This window comes from Streptomyces sp. NPDC033131, assembly GCF_055578365.1.
The window spans coordinates 47,617-70,030 of sequence record NZ_JBVIPA010000004.1; the positions used below are offsets into that span (position 1 = coordinate 47,617).

A 22,414-nucleotide genomic window follows, 5' to 3' on the forward strand; every position below is an offset into this window, starting at 1 on the left:
GACGAAGCTACGGAGCGGCCGGGCGGAGCACATGGGGCGCAGAACCCGTATCCGAGGGTGTACTCAGTGACCCCCGACGGCCCGGTGCGCCAAGGTGATCTCCATGACTGACGGAATAGCCTGGCTCGCCGAGCCCCGGTCCATCGCGTGGGGCGGCTACGGCATCGTGATCGCCCGCGACCTCGCCTCGGAGACCCTCGCCTCGCGCGTCGCCGACACCGTGCACCGGCCCCGGGAGATGCGGTCCATCGGGGAACTCACCGGCCGACAGGTGCAGGACGTGCTGGAAGGCCTCTTCGGCGACGCCTGCAACGGCATCGCCCTGCGCCACGGAGAGATCGGCGAGTGGGCGTACGTGGTCAAGTACGGTGGCTGGTGGGCCGAGTTCGGGGGCACGCCCCCGGTCTCGCGCGGTGGTGCGGAGGTCTTCCTGCTGGAGTTCGAGGAGGAGAACGGCAAGCCGGTGCCGCCGACCTTCGCGTACCTCCACGACGAGCGTCTGATGTGCGAGTTCAACCTGCACCTGGACGGGTCCTGGGGATACGACGGCGTTCAGGGGGACCCCGAGGTGGCGTCCGCCGTGCAGGATCGCCTGACCGCCGCCGGACTGCCCGACCACGAGCTGGAGCGGCGCGTCGTCCACCGGACCTCGCTGGAGGTCGTCGAGCGGCACTTCGGCCTCACCCTGCCCCGGCGGAGCATCCTGGACGAGACGCTCCCCACGATGCTCCTGCGGTAGACGTGCGGAGCGGTAGCCGCGACGACGACGCCCATGACGCCGCTCAGGCCGTCACCAGCACCACCTCCAGCGTGCGCGGTCCGTGCACCCCCTCCACGCGGTCGAGTTCGATGTCACTGGTGGCGGACGGCCCGGAGATCCACGTCAGCGGGCGGGTCGGATCGAGCCGGTCGAGGGCCTGCGGCACCGACGACACGACCTGATCGGGGACCCGTACGACACAGACGTGGTGGTCGGGGACGAGCGTGATACGGCGGCGGCCCTGGTCCGGGCTCCCGTCCAGCACGATCGTGCCGGTCTCGGCGACGGCCACCGCGCACGCGGTCACCACGCCGTCGACCCGGTCGAGTTCGTGCGGGGTGCTCTCCGCCCGGTCCGGGACCTGCTCGGCCTCGGCCGCGGACAACCACTGCGCGTCCAGGCCCGCCGGTACCAGCACGGTCTTCGAGCCCCGCGCGGCCAGCATCCCGGCCAGGGTCGCCGGCAGGTCGGCGGCGGTGCAGCGGTGCACGACCGCCCGGTAGTCCGCCAGGTTCTCGGCCAGCAGCTCCACCGTCTGCTCGACGCTCCGGGCGCCGTGCTCGCGCACATAGTCCCGGGAGAACGCCTGCTCGTACGGCGTGTCGTCCTCGGGGACGTCCGTCAGCGCGCGCCGCACCCGGCCCAGGATCCGCTCCCTGCTGCTCACTTCGCGGCCCCCTTGTCGCCGTTCCCGCCCTGCGTCCGCTGCCACCAGTCGCGGAACGGCTCCGCCGGTACCGGTGGCAGATCCCGTGTCCCGCTCCACGCGCTGCCGGGGCCCGGCAGGGTCCGCGGATGGAAGCGACGGGTCCGGGAGGCGAGCCGCTGGCCGGCGCGCAGTGCCCCCGGACGTCCGAAGGCCCAGCGTGCCGCGCGCATCGCCGCCCGCTCGGCCGCATGCCCCTTGGCGGGCTTCAGCACCACCTTGTTGCCCTCCCGCGTCACCGGACCGCCCTCGACGACCCGCTCCCGCAGATGCACCAGCACCTCGGGGATGTCGATGGCGACCGGGCACACCTCGTAACAGGCCCCGCACAGCGACGAGGCGTACGGCAGCGAGGCGTCGATCTCGCTCGCCGTGCCCCGGAGTTGGGGGCTGAGGATGGCGCCGATCGGCCCCGGGTAGACCGAGCCGTACGCGTGCCCGCCGGCCCGCTCGTACACCGGGCAGACGTTCAGGCAGGCCGAGCAGCGGATGCAGCGCAGGGCCTGCCGGCCGACCTCGTCGGCGAGGGTGTCGGTGCGGCCGTTGTCGAGGAGGACCAGGTGGAAGTTTTGCGGCCCGTCCTCATCCGTCGTGCCGGTCCACATCGAGGTGTACGGGTTCATGCGCTCGGCCGTCGAGGAGCGGGGGAGGGTCTGGAGGAAGACCTCCAGGTCCCGCCAGGTCGGCACGATCTTCTCGATGCCGACGACCGAGATGAGGGTGTCGGGCAGGGTCAGGCACATCCGCCCGTTGCCCTCGGACTCCACGACCACCAGCGTGCCGGTCTCGGCGACCACGAAGTTGGCGCCGGAGATCCCGACCTTGGCGCGCAGGAACTTCTCCCGCAGATGCAGCCGGGCGGCGTCGGCGAGTTCGGCGGGCGTGTCGGTGAGACCGTCGGGGGCCGGGCGGCCCCACTCACCCATCTCGCGCGCGAAGATGTCCCGGATCTCACCCCGGTTGCGATGGATGGCCGGGACGAGGATGTGTGAGGGGCGGTCCTTGCCCAACTGCACGATCAGCTCGGCGAGATCGGTCTCGTAGGCGTGGATGCCCTCGGCTTCGAGCGCCTCGTTGAGTCCGATCTCCTGCGTCGCCATCGACTTGACCTTGACGACCTCCGACTCGCCCGTCTCCTTGACCAGTTCGGCGACGATCCGGTTGGCCTCGTCGGCGTCGGCCGCCCAGTGGACGATGCCGCCGGCCGCCGTGACCGACTCCTCCACCTGTTCGAGGTACCGGTCGAGGTGGCGCAGTGTGTGGTCCTTGATCTGCTTGCCGGCCTCCCGCAGTTCGGCCCAGTCGGACACCTCCGCCACGGCGTTGGCCCGCTTGGTGCGGATGGTGTGCGTGGCATGGCGCAGATTGCCCCGGAGGGTCTTGTTCCGCACCGCCTCGTGCGCGGCCTCGGGAAAGGCCGGCATCCCTACGAACGTGCCGCTCATACCGCCGGCTCCTCCTCCGTGCTCGCCAGGATCTCCGCGATGTGCACCGGACGCATGCCCGTGCGGAGCCGGGTCATCGTCCCGCCGATGTGCATCAGACAGGAGTTGTCCGCCGCGCACAGCACCTCGGCGCCCGTCGACTCGGCGTTGCGCACCTTGTCGGCACCCATGGCCGCCGAGACGTCGGCGTTCTTCAGCGCGAAGGTGCCGCCGAAGCCGCAGCACTCGTCGGCGCCCGGCAGCTCGATCAGTTCCAGCCCCTTCACGGCCTGGAGCAGCCGCTGGGGCCGCTCGCCCAGTCCGAGGCTGCGCAGCCCGTGACAGGTCGGGTGGTAGGTCACCGTGTGCGGGTAGTACGCCCCGACGTCGGTCACCCCCAGCACGTCCACCAGGAACTCGGTGAGCTCGTACGTCTTCGGGATCACCGGGGCCAGGGTGGCGGAGAGCGTGTCCCCGCGCCCCTCGGCCCGGGCCCGCTCACCCATCCGCGGATACAGCTCCCGCACCATCGCCCCGCAGGACCCGGAGGGCGTCACGATCGCCTCGTAGTCCCGGAAGACATCGGAGAAATGCCGGGCCAGCGGTTCCGCCTCATGCCGGTACCCGGTGTTGTAGTGCGCCTGCCCGCAGCAGGTCTGCGCCATCGGGAAGTCGACCTCGACGCCCAGCCTGGTCAGCAGTTTCACCACGGCGCGCCCAGTGTCCGGATAGAGCGTGTCGTTGACACAGGTCAGGAACAGGGCGACACGCATCGCGGCTCCTTGTGGTGGTCGGTCATCGGATGAGTGGAAGGGTAGTCCGGGGCGCGGGGCCCGGGGAGTCCCCTCACCCCACGGCGAGCCGGGCCTGCGCCTCACGCCACCGTGCGGTGTCGCCCCGTGGTTCGTACCGCGTCAGCGGCTGGGTACGGACGAGCAGCCCGCGCATTCCCGCCAGGTCGCCGACGAGCCCGTGGGCCCGCGCCTGCACCAGGACGTTCCCGAGGGCCGCCGCCTCGGTCGGGCCGGCCACCACCGGCAGCCCGCAGGCGTCGGCGGTCAGCTGGCACAGCAGGGCGTTGCGGGTGCCGCCGCCGACGACGTACACGACGTCGACCGGGTGGTCGGCCAGCCGCTGCGCGTCCTCGACGGCCCGGCGATGGGCCAGGGCGAGGGAGTCGAGGATGCAGCGCGTGATCTCGGCGGGGGAGGCGGGCACCGGCTGCCCCGAGACGCGGCACGCCTCGGCGATCCGTTCCGGCATCCGGCCCGGCGCCAGGAACGCCGCGTCCCCCGCGTCCACCACCGACCGCAGCGCCGGCACCTTGGCCGCGTCCAGGAGCAGCGCCCCCAGATCGGGGTCGCCCCAGGCCCGTACGCACTCCTGGAGCAGCCACAGCCCCATGATGTTGCGCAGGTAGCGGACCGTGCCGTCCAGTCCCAGCTCGTTGGTGAAGTTGGCGGCGCGACTCTCCTCGGTCAGCACCGGCGCGTCCAGTTCCAGGCCGGCCAGGGACCAGGTGCCGGTGCAGATGTAGGCGAACCGCTCGCCCCCGGCCGGCACGGCCGCCACCGCGGACGCCGTGTCGTGCGACCCGACCGCCGTCACCGGCACCGGCCCGCTCAGCCCGGTCTCCTCCAGTACGTCCGGCCGCAGCACGCCCGCCGCGTCACCGGGCTGCCGCAGCGGCGCGAACAGGGAGAGGTCGATCCCGAGCCGGGAGGCGATGCCGTACGACCACTCGCGCGTGCGAGGGTCGATCAGCTGGGTGGTGGACGCGTTGGTCAGCTCGGTGCCCTGCTCGCCGGTCAGCCAGTAGGAGAGCAGGTCGGGGATGAGCAACAGGCGTCTGGCGTGGGCCAGTTGGGCGGAGGAGCGGGCCGCGGTCAACTGGTAGAGGGTGTTGAAGGGCGCGTACTGGAGTCCGGTCGCCGCGTACAGGTCCTCGGCGGGCACGCTCGCCCACACCTTCTCCGCGACGCCCTCGGTCCGCGTGTCCCGGTAGTGCACGGGGTTGCCGAGCAGCGCCCCGTCGGCGTCGAGGAGACCGTAGTCCACGGCCCAGCTGTCGATGCCGACGGAGTCGACCTGTCCTGCCGCCCGCAGCCCGTCGAGGACACCCCGGTACAGCCCGAGGATGTCCCAGCGCAGCCCTTCGGGCACCCGGACCGGCCGGTTCGGGAAGCGGTGCGCCTCGGCCAGCTCCAGGCTGTCGGGGCCGACGCGGCCGACCATCACGCGCCCGCTGGACGCGCCGAGGTCGACCGCGGCGTACGACTTCACGTGCGGGCTCATCGCAGGAAGGCGGCCGCGACGCCGGCGTCGACCGGGACGTGCAGTCCCGTGGTGTGGGTCAGCTCGCCGCCGGTCAGCGCGAACACCGCGTTGGCGACGTGCTCGGGCAGGACCTCCCGCTTGAGGATGGTCCGCTGGGCGTAGAACTCGCCCAGCTTCTCCTCCGGCACGCCGTACACGGCCGCCCGCTTCGCGCCCCAGCCGCCCGCGAAGATGCCCGAGCCGCGCACCACCCCGTCCGGATTGACCCCGTTGACGCGGATACCGTGCTCACCCAGCTCGGCGGCCAGCAGCCTTACCTGGTGGGCCTGGTCGGCCTTGGTCGCGGAGTAGGCGATGTTGTTGGGTCCGGCGAACACGGCGTTCTTCGACGCGATGTAGACGATGTCGCCGCCCAGCTCCTGCGCGATCATCACCCGGGCCGCCTCGCGTGAGACGAGGAAGGAACCGCGGGCCATGATGTCGTGCTGGAGGTCCCAGTCCTTCGCCGAGGTCTCCAGCAGCGGCTTGGAGATGGAGATGCCGGCGTTGTTGACCACCAGGTCGACCCCTCCGAAGGCCAGCGCCGCCGCCTTGAAGGCCTCGGCGATCTGCTCCTCGGACGTCACGTCCACCGTCACGGCGACGGCCTTGTCCGGACCGCCCAGCTCCTCGGCGACCTCGGAGGCGTTCTCGGCGTTGAGATCGGCGATCACGACACAGGCGCCCTCGGCGACCAGCCGCTCGGCGATCGCCTTCCCGATCCCGCTGCCGGCGCCCGTGACGAGCGCGACGCGCGTCGCGAGCGGCTTGGGCTTCGGCATCCGCTGCAGCTTGGCCTCCTCCAGCGCCCAGTACTCGATGCGGAACTTCTCCGACTCCTCGATCGGCGCGTACGTCGAGACCGCCTCGGCCCCGCGCATCACGTTGATCGCGTTGACGTAGAACTCGCCGGCCACCCGCGCGGTCTGCTTGTCCTTGCCGAAGGAGAACATGCCCACGCCCGGGACCAGCACGATCGCCGGGTCGGCGCCGCGCATCGCGGGGGAGTCGGGCTCGGCGTGCCGCTGGTAGTAGGCGGCGTACTCCTCGCGGTACTCGGCGTGCAGCTCCTTGAGCCGGGCGATCGCCTCGTCGAGGGGAGCCGTCGGCGGCAGGTCGAGGACCAGCGGCCGGACCTTGGTCCGCAGGAAGTGGTCGGGGCAGGAGGTGCCCAGCGCGGCGAGCCGCGGGTGCTCGGCCGCGGCGAGGAAGTCGAGGACGACGTCGGCGTCGGTGAAGTGCCCGACCTGCGGCCGGTCCTGGGAGGCGACGGCACGGACGTACGGTGCCAGGGCCGCGGCCCGCTCCCGCCGCTCGCCCTCGGGCAGTGCCCCGTACCCGTCGAGCGCCGGGCCGAACGGCTCGGGCCTGCCCCGCTCGGCGAGGAACGACTCCGCGGTCCGGATGATGTGCAGCGAGTTGCGCTCGCACTCCTCGGAGGTGTCGCCCCAGGCCGTGATCCCGTGTCCGCCGAGGACGCAGCCGATCGCCTGCGGGTTGGCCTCCTTCACCGCCGCGATGTCCAGCCCGAGCTGGAAACCGGGCCGCCGCCACGGCACCCACACCACGGTGTCGCCGAAACACTCGGCCGTCAGCTTCTCGCCGTCCGCCGCACAGGCCAGCGCGATTCCGGAGTCCGGGTGCAGGTGGTCCACGTGCGCGGCCTCGACGAGCCCGTGCATGGCGGTGTCGATGGAGGGGGCGGCGCCGCCTTTGCCGTGCAGGCAGTAGTCGAACGCGGCGACCATCTCGTCCTCGCGCTCGACGCCCGGATAGACGCCGGTGAGCGCGCGCAGCCGGTCCAGCCGCAGCACGGCCAGCCCGCCCTCGGTCAGCGTGCCGAGGTCACCACCGGACCCCTTCACCCACATCAGCTCGACATCCCCGCCGGTCACGGGATCGGTGTCGGTGCCCTTGGCGGACGTGTTGCCGCCGGCGTAGTTGGTGTTGCGGGGATCGGCACCGAGTCGGTGAGACCGGGCGAGGAGAGCGTCAGCTTCGGGGTGCGGAGCCATGAACTTCCAGTCCTTACGTGAAAGAGGGTGAGTACGTTTCCCCAGGGGCGCGGGGCACTGCGCGACCGGCCACATACGGCCCGCAGACTGCAACCGGCATTACCCGGCAGACGCCATGCAGCCGTTCACGCCCCCCAACCCGCCTGTTGTCCACCGACCCGCTCCGCCACGATCGTCGCGGCCCACCCGGACCGCCGATACGCGGCCATCGGGTCGGGGTCGAGCCCCATCTCCTCGCGCATCTCGCGAAGCAACGGCCGCACGTCCGTGTTGTACGCGTCCATGATCACCGCGTTCGCCTCCAGCACGTCCCCCGACCGCTGCGCCACGTCCAGCGCCTCCCGGTCCACGAGCAGCGCCTTCGCCGTGGCCTCCTGGACGTTCATCACCGACCGGATGATCGCGGGGATCTTCGCCTCGATGTTGTGGCACTGGTCGAGCATGAACGCGACCTCGGGCGTGAACCCGCCCCCGCGGATCACCTCGTACATGATCCGGAACAGCTGGAAGGGATCCGCGGACCCCACCATCAGGTCGTCGTCCGCGTAGAACCGCGAGTTGAAGTCGAACGCGCCGAGCTTCCCCTCCCGCAGCAGCGTGGCGACGATGAACTCGATGTTGGTCCCCGGGGCGTGGTGCCCGGTGTCGACGACCACCTGGGCCTTCTCGCCGAGCTTGAGGCAGTGGGCGTAGGCGGTACCCCAGTCCGGTACGTCGGTGTGGTAGAAGGCCGGCTCGAAGAACTTGTACTCCAGCAGCATCCGCTGGTCGTCGCCCAGCCGCCGGTACACCTCCGCCAGACCTTCCGCGAGCCGGTCCTGCCGCTCCCGGATGTCGTCCTGACCGGGGTAGTTCGTCCCGTCCGCGAACCACAGCTTCAGGTCCCGCGAACCGGTGGCGTCCATGATGTCGACGCACTCCAGCAGGTGATCGAGCGCCTTGCGCCGCACCGCCGGGTCCGCGTGGCAGATGCTGCCCAACTTGTAGGCGTCGTCCTGGAACGTGTTCGAGTTGATGGCGCCGAGCTTCACACCTCGCTCCTCGGCGAACTTCGCCAGCGCCGCGTAGTCCTCGACCTTGTCCCAAGGGATGTGCAGAGCGACCGTCGGTGCCACGCCCGTGAACTCGTGCACCTTCGCGGCGTCGGCGAGCTTCTCCCATGGATCGCGGGGGACACCCGGTTGCGCGAACACCTTGAAACGCGTCCCCGAGTTCCCGTACGCCCACGACGGCGTCTCCACTGCCTGGGTCTTGAGAGCGGCCTTCACGGCGGCGAGTTCGGTCACTTCGGGGCTCCTGTGACGTCGGGTCGGAAAGCCTTCTGAAAAGGGCTTCATGATGAAACGATTCAAAAGGCGAAGCTATGAGCCCCCCGAAGGGGTGTCAAGCCCTGTGACCCAGACTTTTGCTCGTGACCACGCCGTGACTTACCCGTATCGAAATGTTTTCGACACGGAACCATTGACGCGACATGCGCTGCATGCCTAACGTCCCGGCAACCGAGTTGAAACCTTTCATGACGCTGAGACGGCCTCCGCCGGCGTTGTCGAGGAGCCCCCATGACCCACCCGTCCGAAGCGGGTCCGGCCCCTGTGCTGTCGCTCAAGGACGTTTCCAAGTCCTTCGGAGCGGTGCGCGCACTGCGGGACGTTTCCCTGGAGCTGTTCCCCGGCGAGGTACATGCCCTCGCTGGTGAGAACGGCGCGGGCAAGTCCACCCTCATCAAGACGCTCGCCGGGGTCCACCGACCGGACGCCGGCCAGGTGCTGCTCGATGGCGAGCCCGTCCTCTTCCACGGCCCCGGCGACGCACGCGACGCCGGTATCGCCGTGATCTATCAGGAGCCCACGCTCTTTCCCGACCTGTCGATCGCCGAGAACATCTTCATGGGCCGCCAGCCACGGCGCGCTCTCGGCCGGATCGACCACAAGGCCACGCACGCCGCGACCCTGGCCCTGATGCAGCGGCTCGGCGTCGAACTCGACCCCGACCGCCCCGCCCGCGGCCTGTCCATCGCCGACCAGCAGATCGTCGAGATCGCCAAGGCGCTCTCCTTCGACGCCCGGGTCCTGATCATGGACGAGCCCACGGCGGCTCTCACCGGCAGTGAGGTGGCCCGGCTCTTCGGCGTCGTCCGCACCCTGCGCGAGCAGGGCTCGGCCGTCCTCTTCATCTCCCACCGCCTGGAGGAGATCTTCCAGATCTGCCGGCGGGTCACCACGCTGCGCGACGGCGCCTGGATATCCAGCGAACTCATCGACGGGATGACCGAGGACGACCTGGTCCGCCGCATGGTCGGCCGCGACCTCGACGAGCTCTACCCCAAGCAGGAGGTCGAGCCGGGCGACGTCGCGCTCAGCGTGCGCCGGCTGACCCGCGAGGGCGTCTTCACCGACGTCTCCTTCGACGTCCGCCGCGGCGAGATCGTCGGCCTGGCCGGCCTCGTCGGAGCCGGGCGTACGGAGGTCGCCCGCGCCGTCTTCGGCATCGACCGCTGGGACGCGGGCGAGGTCGACATCGACGGCAAGGCGCTCACCAACGGAGCCCCCTCCACCGCCATGTCCGCCGGGCTCGCCCTGGTGCCCGAGGACCGCCGCGCCCAGGGCCTGGTGATGGACATGTCCATCGAGCGGAACATCGGGCTCACCGGACTCCGTACGACGGTGAAGGCCGGCCTCGTCGACCGCGGCGCCGAGCGCAGCCGCTCCCTCGACTGGGCCGTCAAGCTCCAGGTGAAGTACGCCCGGATCGCCGACACCGTCAACACCCTGTCCGGCGGCAACCAGCAGAAGGTCGTCCTCGCCAAGTGGCTCGCCACCGGCCCGAAGGTGCTGATCGTCGACGAGCCCACCCGGGGCATCGACGTCGGTACGAAGGCCGAGGTGCACCGCCTCCTCGGCCGGCTCGCCGCAGACGGGGTGGCCGTGCTGATGATCTCCTCCGACCTGCCCGAGATCCTCGGTATGGCCGACCGCGTGCTCGTGATGCACGAGGGCCGACTCACCGCCGAGATCCCTCGCTCCGAAGCCACCGAGGAATCCGTGATGGCCGCAGCCACCGGGAGGGCCGCCGCATGACGGTGACCACCCCTGAGAACACCCCCGTCACCGAGGTGCCCAAGTCCAGTGGCACCCGGCTGGTGGACCGCGTCTTCAAGATGCGTGAACTCGCCATCCTGGCCGTCTTCCTGGTGATGATCGTCATCACCCAGTTGGGCAACAGCGAGTTCCTGACCGAGCAGGGCATCAAGGACCTGCTGCTCAACGCGACCATCCTGGTGCTGGTCGCCATCGGCCAGTCGCTGGTCGTGATCACGCGGAACGTCGATCTGTCGGTCGGCTCCACCCTCGGCATCAGCGCCTTCGCCGCCGGTACGTATCTCCAGGGCGGCGGGAACGCGGTCGTGGCCGTGGTCCTGGCGGTCCTGCTGGGTATCGGCTTCGGCCTGCTCAACGGCCTTCTCGTGAGCCTCGGCCAGGTACCCGCACTCGTCGTGACCCTCGGCACGCTCTACATCATCCGGGGCATCGACTCGATCTGGGTCGGCTCCCGGCAGATCACCGCGGCCGACCTGCCCGACGGCTTTGTGGACTTCGGCTCCGGCGGACTCTCCGCGGTGCCGTACCTGGCGCTGATCGCCGTGGTGGTGCTGGTGGCGACGGCGTACTACCTGAAGCACTTCGGCAGCGGCCGCGAGCTGTACGCGCTCGGCTCCAACCCGGAGGCCGCCCGTCTCGCCGGCATCCCGGTGCGCAAGCGGATCCTGATCGCGTACACCTTCTGCGGCGCCCTCGCCGGACTCGCGGGCGCGCTGTACCTGGCCCGGTTCGGCAACGTCGACTCCGGCACGGGCAACGGCTACGAACTGACCGTCGTCAGCGCGGTCGTGGTCGGTGGCGTCGTCTTCACCGGCGGATCCGGCAGCGTCTACGGGGCGGCCCTGGGGGCCTTGCTGCTGACCTCCATCAACAGTGTGCTGCCCGCCCTCGGCGTCAGCTCGGTCTGGGTGCTCGCGATCAACGGCATCCTGCTCATCCTCGCCATCGCCGTGGACCGTGTGGTCGCGCTGCGGGTGGCGGCCGCTCTGAAGAAGAGGAACGCCCGCCATGGCTGACTCCACCCTGTCGCGCGCGAGTCGCTGGTCCGCCTTGAAAAGGTGGGATTCAGCCGTCGGCGCGCTCCTGATCGTGGTGCTCCTGCTGTCCTTCACCACCGTCGACGGCTTCGGGAACGCGCTCAACCTGTCCTTCCTCATCGGCAACACCCTGCCGATCGCGCTGATCGCCCTCCCGATGACGCTGCTCGTGGTCGCCGGCGAGATCGATCTGTCGGTCGCCTCCACCGCCGGTCTGTCCGGCGCGGTGATGGGCGCCCTGTGGAACCAGGGCATGACCATCGAGGCGATCATCCCGATCTGCCTCCTCCTCGGCGTGGTCTGCGGACTGATCAACGGCCTGCTGGTCACCCGCCTCGGCCTGTCCTCCCTCGCCGTCACCATCGGTACCCTCGCCGCCTACCGGGGCATCGCACAGATCGTGCTCGGCTCCGACTCGGTGACCGACTTCCCCACGCAGTACCTGGACTTCGCGGCCGGCCGGATCGGCGAGAGCTTCGTCCCGCAGGCCTTCATCCCCTTCCTGGTGCTGCTCGTCATCGCCGTGGTCGCCCTGCACCTCACCCCCTTCGGGCGCTCCCTCTACGCGATCGGCGCCAGCGAGGAGGCCGCGCGCTTCTCCGGCATCCGCGTCAAGCGGCAGAAGCTGCTCCTGTTCACGGTGACCGGCCTGATGGCCTCCCTCACCGGCATCTTCTGGGCCCTGCACTACGCCAGTGCCCGCTTCGACAACGCGACGGGCCTCGAACTCTCGGTCGTCGCGGCCGTGTTGCTCGGTGGCATCGACTTCGACGGCGGCAAGGGCACGCTCGGCGGCGCGATCGCGGGAGTCTTCCTGCTGGGCGCCCTGCAGAACGTGATGAGCCTCTCGGATGTCTCCGCCCAGTCGCAGATCGTCGTCACCGGCGTCCTGCTCGTCCTCTCCGTGCTCGGCCCCCGGGTCGCACGTCAGATCTCCGTCGCGAGGGCCGGCCGTAGAGCCGCCTCAGCGCCGGTGCCAAAGGCGCCCACTCCAGTCTCCTGAACGGCTGGCCCCCCACCGCCGACCTCGCACACGCCCACCCGCCCGCCCCTCAGCGACAAAGGAACCCTCATGCGCAAGTCGACCCTCCGCCGCTCCTGTGCGGTCCTCGCCACCGTCACCTCCCTCGCCCTGGCATCCACCGCCTGCGGCGGCACCACCAAGGAGGACGTGAAGAGCGAGAGCACCGCCTCCGCGGCCTCCGCCGGCAAGGCCGACCCGAACGCCGCCCTCAAGAAGGGCCTGACCGTCGGCTTCCTGCCCAAGCAGGTCAACAACCCGTACTTCACCTCCGCCGACAAGGGCGGCGAGGCGGCCCTGAAGGAGCTGGGCTCCAGCTACAAGGAGGTCGGCCCGTCCAGCGCCACGGACACCTCCGGCCAGGTCTCCTACGTCAACACGCTCACCCAGCAGCAGGTCGACGCGATGGCCGTCTCCGCGCAGGACCCGGGCGCCCTGTGCACCGCGCTCAAGCAGGCCATGAGCAACGACATCAAGGTCGTCACCTACGACTCCGACACCAAGCCGGAGTGCCGCAACGCCTTCGTCTCGCAGGCCAGCGCCGAGGACCTGGGCCGCACCGAGGTCCAGCTGCTCGCCGAGCAGATCGGCTACAAGGGCGAGATCGCGATCCTGTCGGCCGCGCAGACCGCGACGAACCAGAACGTCTGGATCGACTTCATGAAGGACGAGCTCAAGGACCCGAAGTACAAGGACATCAAGCTCGTCAAGGTCGTCTACGGTGACGACGACGCCCAGAAGTCCTTCCAGCAGACCCAGGGCCTGCTCCAGGAGTACCCGAACCTGAAGGGGATCATCTCCCCGACCACCGTCGGCATCAAGGCCGCCGCTCAGTACCTGTCGGGCTCCAAGTACAAGGGCAAGGTCAAGCTGACCGGCCTCGGCACCCCGAACGACATGCGCAAGTACGTCAAGAACGGCACCGTCGAGGGCTTCGAGCTGTGGGACCCGTCGAAGCTCGGCGAGCTGGCCGCCCGTACCTCGGTGGCGCTGGTCTCCGGCCAGATCACCGGTCAGGAGGGCGAGACCTTCACCGCCGGTGACATGGGCGAGTTCACCATCGGCAAGGACGGCGTGATCAGCCTCGGCAAGCCGACCGTCTTCACCAAGGACAACATCGACCAGTTCAACTTCTAGTCGTCAGTCCTCTTCCACACCCCGCTAAGGAGCGGTACCTCATGCAGCGCGTCTGTTTCCTGCTCAAAGTCCGACAGGACCGGATCGACGAGTACCGCGAACGGCACGCCGCCGTGTGGCCGGAGATGCTCGAAGCTCTCTCGGCCACCGGCTGGCACAACTACTCGCTCTTCCTGCGCGACGACGGACTGCTCGTCGGCTACCTGGAGACCGAGGACTTCGAGGCCGCCAAGGCAGGCATGGAGGCCGCCGAGGTCAACGCCCGCTGGCAGAAGGAGATGGCGCCGTTCTTCGAGTCCCTCGACGGCGCCCGGCCCGACGAGGCCATGAAACCGCTCACCGAGGTGTTCCACCTCGCCTGACCCCGCCCGCTCGCCCCCCTGCCTGATCCCCGCGCTCACCTCGCCGACAACGGAGTCCCCCCGAGATGAACAGACGTACGCTGTTGGGCGCCGCCCTCGCCGGAGCCGTGATGACCCCCGTATTCGCCGCAGGCACCGCACGGGCCGCCGACCCCGGCCCCTCGGTCACCCAGACCGGTACCACCACGCTCGACACCCAGGCCCTCTTCTTCGTGTCGTACAACGGCCTGGTCAACAACAACGCGTTCCAGAAGAACGCGATGCTGACCTACAAGGGCTACCAGTACGCCGTCTGGTACACCGCGGACCGCAACGCCGTCGTCGGCCGCCGCGTGTTCGGTTCGAACACCTGGTCCACCGTCAAGGTCGGTCACACCCTCCGGTACGACGACTCCCACAATGTCATCTCCATGGGCATCTCCAAGGTCGACGGCCGGCTGCACCTCAACATGGACTCCCACAGCGACGGCTTCACCTACGTCAAGTCGGTGGCCGGGCTCATGGACAACCCCGGCGGACTGAGCTGGACCACGAGCCGCTTCGGCGCTCCCCAGTCCACCCTCGACGGCCTCGCCCTCACCTCGCAGTTCACCTACCCGCAGTTCATCTCGACGCCCGAGGGCAAGCTCCAGCTGAGCTACCGCGTCGCCGTCTCCGGCAACGGCCGCAACGCGATCGCCGAGTACGACGGCACGTCCTGGACCAACCTCGGCGAGTGGAGCAGCTCCACCGGCACCTACACCAGCGAGCACGGCTCGAGCACGGCCCGCAACATGTACCTGCACGGCATCGACTACGACACGAACGGGCGCCTGCACTCCTTCTTCACCTGGCGCGAGCAGAACGGCGCCGTGATGTGCAGCAGCGGCGGCATCACCAACCACGACACCGGCTACGTCTACTCGGACGACCGCGGCCGCACCTGGCGCAACAACGCGGGCGCTGTCGTCGGCACCACCGGAAGCTCCGACAAGGTCGCCGTCACCGACAGCGGACTGGTGATCGACTCGCTGAACCCGGACCACTCCCTGATGAACCAGGAGAGCCAGTGGACCGACTCGGCGGGACGCCCCCACGCCGTCATCAGCTACGTCCCCGGCCGTTTCGGGCAGTGCACGACGAACTACGTCACCAACCGCACCAACAGCGGCCGTGCCTTCCACGTCCGCAAGAACGCCTCCGGCACCTGGCAGAAGACCGAGATACCGGTGCCGCTGAACTCCAGCCAGCGCACCAAGCTGTTTCTCGACAAGTACGACAACGCCTACGCGATCTTCCCCTTCCTCCGGATCGCCGCCGCGTCCGCTGCCTCGGGGTACACCGACTGGACGATGCTCTACGACGGCGTCGGCGCCGGCCTGAACGCCTTCGGCGAGGTCGTGTTCGACGAGTCACGGATCGGCGCGGACCACTACCTGTCGGTCATGTACCAGGAGAAGTCCAGCGGCACGACACCCTCGGCGCTCCGCTCGATCAACTTCAGCCTGCCCGCCTGATCCGTACCGTCGGGACCGGGAAACCGTGACCGACGCAGTGGCGGGTGCGTGACAACCACGAAGGTAGTGTGAACGCACACCCGCCGCTCCTCATCTCCTGGAGGTCTCCGCCCGATGGCCCAGTCGGTGGGTATCAAGGACGTCGCCCGTGCCGCCGGAGTCTCCGTCGGCACCGTCTCGAACGTCATCAACCGTCCGGACACGGTCGCCACCGAGACCCGGGCACGGGTCCTGTCCGCGATAGACCGCCTCGGTTACGTCCGCAGCGAGTCCGCGCGCCAGCTCCGCGCGGGCCGCAGCCGGATCATGGGCCTGCTCGTCCTCGACATGGGCAACCCCTTCTTCGTCGACGTCGCGCGCGGTGCCGAACGGGCCGCCCGCGCGGCCGGCCTGGGCGTGATGGTCTGCAACAGTGCCCAGAACCCGGGGGAGGAGGCGGACTACCTCTCGCTCTTCGCCGAGCAGCGGGTGCGGGGCGTCCTGCTGACCCCCGCCGACGCGACCGGTCGCAACATCGGCTCCTTCCGGCGCCACGGCATCCCCTTCGTCCTCGTCGACCGGGTCGCCGAGGGCACCACCGAGTGCTCGGTGTCCGTCGACGACGTGGCGGGCGGCGCGCTCGCCGTACGCCACCTCGTCGACGCCGGACACCGCTCCCTCGCGTACGTCAGCGGCCCGCCCGGCCTCAACCAGGTCCGCGACCGCCGTACCGGCGCGCTCAACGCGCTGGCCGAGGCCGGACTCGGCCCCGAAGCCCTGCGGGAACTGCCCACCGAACGCCTCGACGTGGCCGCCGGCCGGGACGCCGGCGCCCGCCTGCTCGGCCTCGCCGACCGCCCGACCGCCGTGTTCTGCGCCAACGACCTGCTCGCCCTGGGCGTCCTGCAGGCCATGTACGCGGCCGGTGTCGGCGTCCCCGACGACCTGGCGATCGTCGGCTACGACGACATCGAGTTCGCCGCCGCCGCGGCCGTCCCGCTCACCTCGGTCCGCCAGCCCGCCGTCACCATGGGCGCCCTGGCCGCCGAGCTCCTGCTGGAGGAGACGGAGGAGGAGACCTCGCCGCGGGGGCACGAACACCGGCGGGTCGTGCTCCAGCCGGAACTCGTGGTGCGTCGCTCCAGCCTCTCCGCGCGCTGACCACGCGTTCAGTAGGATTTCATGATCCCGGGGGTCGGTGGCCGGACGAACATGTGCTGAACTGGGACGCGGCCCGCAGTCCGTCCGTCCCGGGAGCACCGTTGACCCTCACCTACCGTCAGCCCGGCGTCGTCCTCACCGACCGCCACTTCACCGTGCCCCTCGACCACGACGACCCGGCGGGGGAGAGCATCGAGCTCTACGCCCGCGAGGTCGTCGCGAGCGACAAGACGGACCAGGACCTGCCGTGGCTGGTCTACCTCCAGGGCGGCCCCGGCTTCGGTGCGACCCGCTTCGTCGGCAAGCCGGCCTGGCTCGGACGCGCCCTGAAGGAGTTCCGCGTCCTGCTCCTCGACCAGCGCGGCACCGGCCGCTCCACCCCCGCCAACCGCCAGACGCTCCCGCTGCGCGGCGGCCCCGCCGAACAGGCCGACTACCTCACACGCTTCCGGGCCGACTCGATCGTCCGGGACTGCGAGGCGATCCGCCCCTCCGTCACCGGCGGCGCCCCCTGGACCGTCCTCGGCCAGAGCTTCGGCGGCTTCTGCGCGGTGACCTACCTGTCCACCGCCCCCGAAGCACTGAGCGCCGTCGTCATCACCGGCGGTCTGCCCTCGCTCGACGCGCACGCCGACGACGTCTACCGGGCCGCGTTCCCGCGCATCGAACGCAAGGTCACCGCGCACTACGAGCGCTACCCGCAGGACGTCGACCGCGCCCGCCGGATCGCCGAGTACGTCCTGCGGCACGAGCCGGTCCTGCCGGGCGGCTACCGGCTCACCGCCGAGGCCTTCCAGTCCCTCGGCATCCTCCTCGGCGGCGGCGAGGGCAGCCACCGCCTGCACTTCCTCCTGGAAGGCGCCTTCGTCCGCACCCCGCAGGGCCCCGTCCTGTCCGACGCGTTCCAGGAAGAGGTCCAGTCCCTCCTGTCGTACGCGAGCCACCCCCTGTACGCCCTGGTCCACGAGGCCATCTACGGCCAGGACCGGCGCCCCACCGCCTGGGCGGCCGAACGCGTCCGCGCCGAGTTCCCCGGCTTCGACGCCGCCAAGACCCTCGCGGGCGACGGACCGCTGCTGTTCACCGGCGAGTCCGTGCACCCCTGGATGTTCGACTGCGACCCGGCGCTGCGCCCCCTGCGCGAGACCGCCGGACTCCTCGCCGCCCGCACCGACTGGACCCCGCTGTACGACCGGGCCCGCCTCGCGGCCAACGAGGTGCCGGTCGCGGCCGCCGTCTACCACGACGACATGTACGTCGACGCGACCCACTCCCTGGAGACGGCCCGGGCCATCCGCGGTCTGCGCACCTGGGTCACCGACGAGTTCGAACACGACGGTGTGCGGGCGGGCGGCCCACGCGTGCTGGACCGGCTGCTGGCACTCACCCGCGACGAGGCCTGACACCCGGACGAGGTCTGACACCCGGACGAGGTCTGACACCCGCGACGAGGCCCGAGGCCGGGCCGAGCCGACATGCCGGGCCGGAAATTCCGGCATAAGGTGCGTTTCGTTGGCTCGGCGGCTCAGGAGGCTCGGATGCCCGAACCCATCGTCACTCTCGTCCGGTCCCGGTCGGCCGGTGTCGCACTGGCGGTGGCCGCCGCGCTCGCCCTGGTGTCGTGCGGCACGGACAACGACAGTGCCGACGAGCCGGCCACCGCACGGCCGACCGCCCCCGACACGGCCTCCTTCTCGGGCACGCCGCCGACCCCGCTCAAGTCGGCGGCCTCCTCCGCCGTCGAGTCGGCGCGTGCGGCGGCCTCCGCGGCGGCGTCCTCCGCCTCGGCCGCCGCGGCCTCCTTCGAGGCCTCGGTGTCGGCCGAGGTGGAGCGTGCCAACCGGGCCGCCGAGACCGAGCTCGAGGACGTCGAGGGGCAGGGCAACGCCCTGTCCGACGTCTCCATGACCGGCATGCCGCGCTCGGAGACCGGCGGCCTGCTCGCCGTCGTCGTCACCATCACCAACAAGACCGACACGACCGCGTCGTACGCCGCCCAGGTCGACTTCCTCGACGACTCCGGCAAGGCCGTCGAGACCCGGTACGTCGGCGCCGAGGACCTCGAACCCGGCGAGAAGGCCCAGCCGCTCGCCATCAGCCGCAAGCCGGCCGAACCGGTCCTGACGCCGAAACTGGCCAAGGCGCAGCGGTATTGAGGAGAAGACGTTCACACTCCGGCGAGCGTGTGATGGGATCATCATGCCGTCACACGGCACCGGGATCGTCTTGGGGGGACGGCATGAACGGCACGGAGCTGCTCGCGGACCGCTTCGAAGAACACCGTGGGCGTCTGCGGGCGGTGGCCTACCGCATGCTCGGCTCACTGGCCGAGGCGGAGGACGCCGTCCAGGAGACCTGGCTCAAGCTGAGCCGCACCGACGCGGCCGACATCCACAACCTCGGCGGCTGGCTGACCACCGTCGTCGGCCGGGTCTGTCTCGACCTGCTGCGCTCGCGCACCGTGCGCCGCGAGGACCCCCTCGACGACACCTTCGTTCCCGACCCGGTGATCCGGCCCTTGACGCCGACCGACCCGGAACAGGAGGCACTCCAGGCCGACTCGGTCGGTCTCGCCCTCCTGGTGGTCCTGGAGACCCTGGAGCCCGCGGAGCGCCTCGCGTTCGTGCTGCACGACATGTTCGCGGTGCCGTTCGACGACATCGCGTCGATCCTGGAGCGCAGTCCCGCCGCGACCCGCCAGCTGGCCAGCCGGGCCCGGCGCCGCGTGCAGGGGGCCGCGCCCTCCGCCGAACCCGACCTCGGCAGGCAACGCCAGGTCGTCGAGGCCTTCCTGGCCGCCAGCCGCACCGGAGACTTCGAGGCGCTGCTCGCGGTCCTCCACCCCGACATCGTGCTGCGGGTCGACTCCGGGGTGCTGGCCGGCGGTGCGGCCGCCTCGAAGCTGGTGCGGGGCGCGAAGGCCGTGGCCGGACAGGCGATGATGTTCCGTCAGTTCGCCCCGTTCGCCCAACTGGCGCTCGTCAACGGCGAGATCGGCCTGCTCCACGCCCACGACGGGCAGCTGCAGTCGGTCATGGGCGTCACCGTCGTGGACGGCCGCATCGTGAGGATGCAGATCCTGGCCGACCCCGAGCGTCTGGCCGGCCTCGACGTGCCGGGCGCGACCGGCTGAGTCAGGCGGCCAGGGCCGGTGTGCCCGGCGTGCGGTGCGGGCTCACGACCCGTCCGTCGGGCAGGAGTTCACCGGTGTCGTCGAAGACGATGGTGCCGTTGCACAGCAGGCTCCAGCCCTGTTCGGGGTGGGCCGACACGATCACGGCGGACTGGTGGTCGGGGCTTTCGGCGGAAGGGCACGGCGACTGGTGGCTGCACATGACGTCTCTCCTCGGTCCGGGTACGGCTCCTGCCGCGTTCGGCTCGTATCCCAGTGGTAGCCGAGCTTGTTTTCCGTTGGATGAGAAGGCCCCCACAAGGCCGGAATACCGTCGGTGAGATTTCCGGCCCACGCGCCTCGGCCCGGCGCCGGACGGACGCCGGCCGGGGCATGACCTGCGGGAAAGTACTCTGGAGGTCATGTCAGACCATAAGACCGACCGGGCCGGGCTGCGCGGCGACTGCGAGCAGTGCTTCGGTCTGTGCTGCGTCGCCCTGCCCTTCGCCGCGTCGGCGGACTTCGCCATCGACAAGGAGGCCGGGAAACCCTGCCCGAACCTCCGGGGCGACCACCGCTGCGGCATCCACGCCAGGCTGCGCACCGAGGGCTTCACCGGCTGTACGGTCTACGACTGTTTCGGCGCCGGCCAGAAGGTCTCGCAGGTCACCTTCGGCGGCCGGGACTGGCGGACGGGCTCGCGCGAGGACGCCCGGCGCATGGCCGACGTCTTCCCGGTCGTCCGTCAGCTCCACGAACTGCTCTGGTACCTCACCGAGGCGCGTGCCCTGCCCGCCGCCCGCCCGGTCCACGCCGACCTCGGCCGGGCGCTGGAGCGGACCGAGGCGCTCACCCGGCAAACCCCCGAGGAACTCGGCCGGTTGGACGTCGGCGCACACCGGCAGGAGGTCAACGTGCTCCTGCTCAGGACCAGCGAGCTGGTCCGGGCGGGCATACCCGGCAAGAAGAAGAACCGCCGCGGCGCGGACCTGATGGGCGCCCGCCTGGGGGGCGCCGACCTGCGGGGCGCCAACCTGCGCGGCACCTACCTCATCGCCGCCGACCTCACCGGCGCCGACCTGCGCGGCGCGGACCTGATCGGCGCCGATTTGCGTGACGCCGACCTGACCGACGCGGACCTGACCGACGCCTTCTTCCTCACCCAGCCACAGCTGAACGCGGCCCGGGGCAGCGCGGGCACCCGGCTGCCGCAGTCAGTCACCCGCCCCGTGCACTGGACAGCGCGGCTCTGAGGAGGCCGCCTCGCCGGCGGTCGTGGCAACCGGGTCCGTGGTGGTGACTGCCCGCCGCTCCAGGTGCAGCCGCAGCCCCTCCGGCATCAGCGTGAGCCGTTCGGTCACCCGCAGCCGGTAGTCCGGGTCGGGCCGCAGCTCGTAGCGGCGCAGCAGCAGGCCGAGGACCAGCGTGGCCTCGTGCAGCGCGAACTGCCGCCCGATGCACGCCCGCGCCCCCGTCCCGAACGGTTTGAAGGTGTGCGGGGGACGCGACCGTACGGCCTTCGCCTCGAAGCGGTCCGGGTCGAACTCCTCGGCGTCGGCTCCCCAGACCGCCCGGTCGCGGTGCAGCATCGGCGTGATCACCAGCGTCCAGGCGCCCCGCCGCATGGGGTGCGCTCCGGCCAGCACCGTGTCCTGCCGGGCCTCCCGGGCGAAGGCGGGCGCCGTCGGCCACAGCCGCAGTGTCTCGTCCAGCACCCGGCGCAGGTACCGCAGTTTCGCCACCTGGTCGTAGCCGGGCCGTTCCGTGTCGCCCCAGACCCGGTCGACCTCGGTGCGGGCCCGGGCGGCGACGTCCGGGTGCCGGGCGAGGTAGTGCAGGGCGAAGGAGAGCGCGCCCGACGTGGTCTCGTGGCCGGCGACCAGGAAGGTGATGACCTGACGGCGCACGTTCGTCGCGGACAGCCGCTCGCCGGTCTCGGGGTGTGCCGTGTCCAGCATCCGGTCCAGCAGGTCCGAGCCGCCGTCCCCGCCCGCCGTACGCCGGGCGCGGACCAGGTCGTCGACCGTGCGGTTGAGGTACGCGATGTCGGCCTCGTTGCGACGCGCGGCCCGGCGCAGCAACCGCGGGAAGGGCACGCTGTTCAGCTGCTGCGCGTAGGTGAGCGTGCCGATCATCGCGGTCACGAAGGGGTGCGGCCGGACGCGTTCGAAGGAGCCGAAGTCGTGCCCGAAGCCGGTCCGCGCGATCGTCTCCAGGGTCAGCTTGGTCATGTCGCCGGACACGTCCACCGCCCGGCCCGCCACCAGCTCGCGGTCCCAGTGGCCGGTGAGCCGGCCGGCCACCGCCAGCATCAGCGCGTGGTAGCCCTCCATGGCGTCCCGGCTGAAGCCCGGGGCCAGGACGTCGTGCGCCAGCTGCCAGTTGGGCTCGTGGTTGTACGCCGTGAACAGTCCGTCCCCGGCGACCGGCCGCAGGTTGGCGACCCCGAGACCCACGTGCTTGGCGAACCGGGACTCGTCCGCCAGGTCGGCCACGAGGCCGGCGCCCCAGGTGAACACGAACTCCCGGCCGAACGCCCTGCGCCGGAAGATCGGCCCCAGCTGCCGGGCGTACCGCAAGGTGTCCTGGAGGGGGGTGCGCCTGTCGACGCCGATCACGTCACCGAGCAGGGGGATCCGGCGCGGCGGGTGGGGGATGCGGTGCAGCTCCGGCCAGCCCTGTTCCGCGCCGCGGAATCCGGCGGGCAGCCCGGCCTCGGTCGTGGTCTGTGCCATGGCCCCATCTCCCTTGACGCAGCGGCCGGTTGGACTGTTGTACGTCGGTTCAACA

The 22,414-nt window shown here is 70.7% G+C and carries 20 protein-coding genes; 12 read left to right on the top strand and 8 right to left on the bottom strand.

The window, feature by feature from the left end:
- Positions 1-103: 103 nt before the first annotated feature.
- Positions 104-739, top strand: coding sequence for a hypothetical protein (locus tag ACZ5XS_RS07470; protein WP_468648703.1), 636 nt, complete (start codon positions 104-106; stop codon positions 737-739).
- 43 nt (positions 740-782) lie between these two features.
- On the opposite strand, the gene ACZ5XS_RS07475 is transcribed toward ACZ5XS_RS07470, so the two are convergent.
- The 6 genes from ACZ5XS_RS07475 to rhaI all read right to left on the bottom strand — a co-directional run bounded on the left by ACZ5XS_RS07475 (position 783) and on the right by rhaI (position 8,507).
- Positions 783-1,427: a LutC/YkgG family protein gene (locus ACZ5XS_RS07475; protein ID WP_468648705.1), complete on the bottom strand. Its 645-nt coding sequence runs from the start codon at positions 1,425-1,427 to the stop codon at positions 783-785.
- Positions 1,424-2,911 carry a LutB/LldF family L-lactate oxidation iron-sulfur protein gene (locus tag ACZ5XS_RS07480; RefSeq protein WP_468648707.1) on the bottom strand — a complete coding sequence of 496 codons (1,488 nt, stop codon included), beginning with the start codon at positions 2,909-2,911 and terminating at the stop codon, positions 1,424-1,426. Before ACZ5XS_RS07480 ends, ACZ5XS_RS07475 begins: the two co-directional genes overlap by 4 nt.
- Positions 2,908-3,663 carry a (Fe-S)-binding protein gene (locus ACZ5XS_RS07485; RefSeq protein WP_468648709.1) on the bottom strand — a complete coding sequence of 252 codons (756 nt, stop codon included), beginning with the start codon at positions 3,661-3,663 and terminating at the stop codon, positions 2,908-2,910. Before ACZ5XS_RS07485 ends, ACZ5XS_RS07480 begins: the two co-directional genes overlap by 4 nt.
- Positions 3,664-3,736: 73 nt before the next feature.
- Positions 3,737-5,185 (bottom strand): rhamnulokinase, encoded by a 1,449-nt coding sequence (locus ACZ5XS_RS07490; RefSeq protein ID WP_468648711.1) that lies wholly within the window; start codon positions 5,183-5,185, stop codon positions 3,737-3,739.
- Positions 5,182-7,221: a bifunctional aldolase/short-chain dehydrogenase gene (locus tag ACZ5XS_RS07495; protein ID WP_468648713.1), complete on the bottom strand. Its 2,040-nt coding sequence runs from the start codon at positions 7,219-7,221 to the stop codon at positions 5,182-5,184. Before ACZ5XS_RS07495 ends, ACZ5XS_RS07490 begins: the two co-directional genes overlap by 4 nt.
- A gap of 125 nt (positions 7,222-7,346) precedes the next feature.
- Positions 7,347-8,507: an L-rhamnose isomerase gene (rhaI, locus tag ACZ5XS_RS07500; RefSeq protein ID WP_468648715.1), complete on the bottom strand. Its 1,161-nt coding sequence runs from the start codon at positions 8,505-8,507 to the stop codon at positions 7,347-7,349.
- 273 nt (positions 8,508-8,780) lie between these two features.
- On the opposite strand from rhaI, the gene ACZ5XS_RS07505 reads away from it, so the two are divergent.
- The 10 genes from ACZ5XS_RS07505 to sigJ all read left to right on the top strand — a co-directional run bounded on the left by ACZ5XS_RS07505 (position 8,781) and on the right by sigJ (position 19,645).
- Positions 8,781-10,298 (top strand): sugar ABC transporter ATP-binding protein, encoded by a 1,518-nt coding sequence (locus ACZ5XS_RS07505; protein ID WP_468648717.1) that lies wholly within the window; start codon positions 8,781-8,783, stop codon positions 10,296-10,298.
- Entirely contained in the window at positions 10,295-11,335 is a 1,041-nt protein-coding gene (locus ACZ5XS_RS07510; RefSeq protein WP_468648719.1) for an ABC transporter permease, read from the top strand. Before ACZ5XS_RS07505 ends, ACZ5XS_RS07510 begins: the two co-directional genes overlap by 4 nt.
- Positions 11,328-12,359 (top strand): ABC transporter permease, encoded by a 1,032-nt coding sequence (locus ACZ5XS_RS07515; RefSeq protein WP_468648721.1) that lies wholly within the window; start codon positions 11,328-11,330, stop codon positions 12,357-12,359. The genes ACZ5XS_RS07510 and ACZ5XS_RS07515 overlap by 8 nt, the downstream gene beginning before the upstream one ends.
- Positions 12,360-12,428: 69 nt before the next feature.
- A complete protein-coding gene (rhaS, locus tag ACZ5XS_RS07520; protein ID WP_468648723.1) occupies positions 12,429-13,514 on the top strand; it encodes a rhamnose ABC transporter substrate-binding protein in 1,086 nt (361 codons plus the stop codon).
- Between the two features lie 41 nt (positions 13,515-13,555).
- Positions 13,556-13,876 (top strand): L-rhamnose mutarotase, encoded by a 321-nt coding sequence (locus ACZ5XS_RS07525; protein WP_468648725.1) that lies wholly within the window; start codon positions 13,556-13,558, stop codon positions 13,874-13,876.
- A 65-nt stretch (positions 13,877-13,941) separates the two neighbouring features.
- Positions 13,942-15,372 carry a BNR repeat-containing protein gene (locus ACZ5XS_RS07530; RefSeq protein WP_468648727.1) on the top strand — a complete coding sequence of 477 codons (1,431 nt, stop codon included), beginning with the start codon at positions 13,942-13,944 and terminating at the stop codon, positions 15,370-15,372.
- A gap of 114 nt (positions 15,373-15,486) precedes the next feature.
- The gene (locus ACZ5XS_RS07535; protein WP_468648729.1) at positions 15,487-16,512 is read left to right on the top strand and encodes a LacI family DNA-binding transcriptional regulator; all 1,026 of its coding nucleotides are present in this window, start codon (positions 15,487-15,489) and stop codon (positions 16,510-16,512) included.
- A 101-nt stretch (positions 16,513-16,613) separates the two neighbouring features.
- The gene (locus tag ACZ5XS_RS07540; RefSeq protein ID WP_468648731.1) at positions 16,614-17,915 is read left to right on the top strand and encodes an alpha/beta fold hydrolase; all 1,302 of its coding nucleotides are present in this window, start codon (positions 16,614-16,616) and stop codon (positions 17,913-17,915) included.
- Between the two features lie 135 nt (positions 17,916-18,050).
- Positions 18,051-18,668: an FxLYD domain-containing protein gene (locus tag ACZ5XS_RS07545; protein WP_468648733.1), complete on the top strand. Its 618-nt coding sequence runs from the start codon at positions 18,051-18,053 to the stop codon at positions 18,666-18,668.
- 83 nt (positions 18,669-18,751) lie between these two features.
- Complete coding sequence (gene sigJ / locus ACZ5XS_RS07550) at positions 18,752-19,645, top strand: RNA polymerase sigma factor SigJ (RefSeq protein WP_468648735.1); 894 nt, start codon at positions 18,752-18,754, stop codon at positions 19,643-19,645.
- Between the two features lies 1 nt (position 19,646).
- Here the strand turns inward: sigJ and ACZ5XS_RS07555 are convergent, their stop codons facing one another.
- Entirely contained in the window at positions 19,647-19,847 is a 201-nt protein-coding gene (locus tag ACZ5XS_RS07555) for a DUF5999 family protein (protein WP_468648737.1), read from the bottom strand.
- A gap of 199 nt (positions 19,848-20,046) precedes the next feature.
- On the opposite strand from ACZ5XS_RS07555, the gene ACZ5XS_RS07560 reads away from it, so the two are divergent.
- Positions 20,047-20,877, top strand: a complete 831-nt coding sequence (locus ACZ5XS_RS07560) for a pentapeptide repeat-containing protein (RefSeq protein WP_468648739.1) — start codon at positions 20,047-20,049, stop codon at positions 20,875-20,877.
- Here ACZ5XS_RS07560 and ACZ5XS_RS07565 read toward each other — a convergent pair.
- A complete protein-coding gene (locus tag ACZ5XS_RS07565) occupies positions 20,839-22,359 on the bottom strand; it encodes a cytochrome P450 (protein WP_468648741.1) in 1,521 nt (506 codons plus the stop codon). The genes ACZ5XS_RS07560 and ACZ5XS_RS07565 overlap by 39 nt on opposite strands.
- Positions 22,360-22,414 lie beyond the last annotated feature (55 nt).

Excerpts from the sequence above, each read along its gene's own strand:
- ACZ5XS_RS07470 (WP_468648703.1), top strand. The coding sequence starts at position 104 with ATGACTGACGGAATAGCCTGGCTCGCCGAGCCCCGGTCCATCGCGTGG.
- ACZ5XS_RS07480 (WP_468648707.1), bottom strand. The coding sequence starts at position 2,911 with ATGAGCGGCACGTTCGTAGGGATGCCGGCCTTTCCCGAGGCCGCGCAC.
- ACZ5XS_RS07485 (WP_468648709.1), bottom strand. The coding sequence starts at position 3,663 with ATGCGTGTCGCCCTGTTCCTGACCTGTGTCAACGACACGCTCTATCCG.
- ACZ5XS_RS07490 (WP_468648711.1), bottom strand. The coding sequence starts at position 5,185 with ATGAGCCCGCACGTGAAGTCGTACGCCGCGGTCGACCTCGGCGCGTCC.
- ACZ5XS_RS07495 (WP_468648713.1), bottom strand. The coding sequence starts at position 7,221 with ATGGCTCCGCACCCCGAAGCTGACGCTCTCCTCGCCCGGTCTCACCGA.
- ACZ5XS_RS07505 (WP_468648717.1), top strand. The coding sequence starts at position 8,781 with ATGACCCACCCGTCCGAAGCGGGTCCGGCCCCTGTGCTGTCGCTCAAG.
- ACZ5XS_RS07510 (WP_468648719.1), top strand. The coding sequence starts at position 10,295 with ATGACGGTGACCACCCCTGAGAACACCCCCGTCACCGAGGTGCCCAAG.
- ACZ5XS_RS07515 (WP_468648721.1), top strand. The coding sequence starts at position 11,328 with ATGGCTGACTCCACCCTGTCGCGCGCGAGTCGCTGGTCCGCCTTGAAA.
- rhaS (WP_468648723.1), top strand. The coding sequence starts at position 12,429 with ATGCGCAAGTCGACCCTCCGCCGCTCCTGTGCGGTCCTCGCCACCGTC.
- ACZ5XS_RS07525 (WP_468648725.1), top strand. The coding sequence starts at position 13,556 with ATGCAGCGCGTCTGTTTCCTGCTCAAAGTCCGACAGGACCGGATCGAC.
- ACZ5XS_RS07530 (WP_468648727.1), top strand. The coding sequence starts at position 13,942 with ATGAACAGACGTACGCTGTTGGGCGCCGCCCTCGCCGGAGCCGTGATG.
- ACZ5XS_RS07535 (WP_468648729.1), top strand. The coding sequence starts at position 15,487 with ATGGCCCAGTCGGTGGGTATCAAGGACGTCGCCCGTGCCGCCGGAGTC.
- ACZ5XS_RS07545 (WP_468648733.1), top strand. The coding sequence starts at position 18,051 with ATGCCCGAACCCATCGTCACTCTCGTCCGGTCCCGGTCGGCCGGTGTC.
- sigJ (WP_468648735.1), top strand. The coding sequence starts at position 18,752 with ATGAACGGCACGGAGCTGCTCGCGGACCGCTTCGAAGAACACCGTGGG.
- ACZ5XS_RS07555 (WP_468648737.1), bottom strand. The coding sequence starts at position 19,847 with ATGTGCAGCCACCAGTCGCCGTGCCCTTCCGCCGAAAGCCCCGACCAC.
- ACZ5XS_RS07560 (WP_468648739.1), top strand. The coding sequence starts at position 20,047 with ATGTCAGACCATAAGACCGACCGGGCCGGGCTGCGCGGCGACTGCGAG.
- ACZ5XS_RS07565 (WP_468648741.1), bottom strand. The coding sequence starts at position 22,359 with ATGGCACAGACCACGACCGAGGCCGGGCTGCCCGCCGGATTCCGCGGC.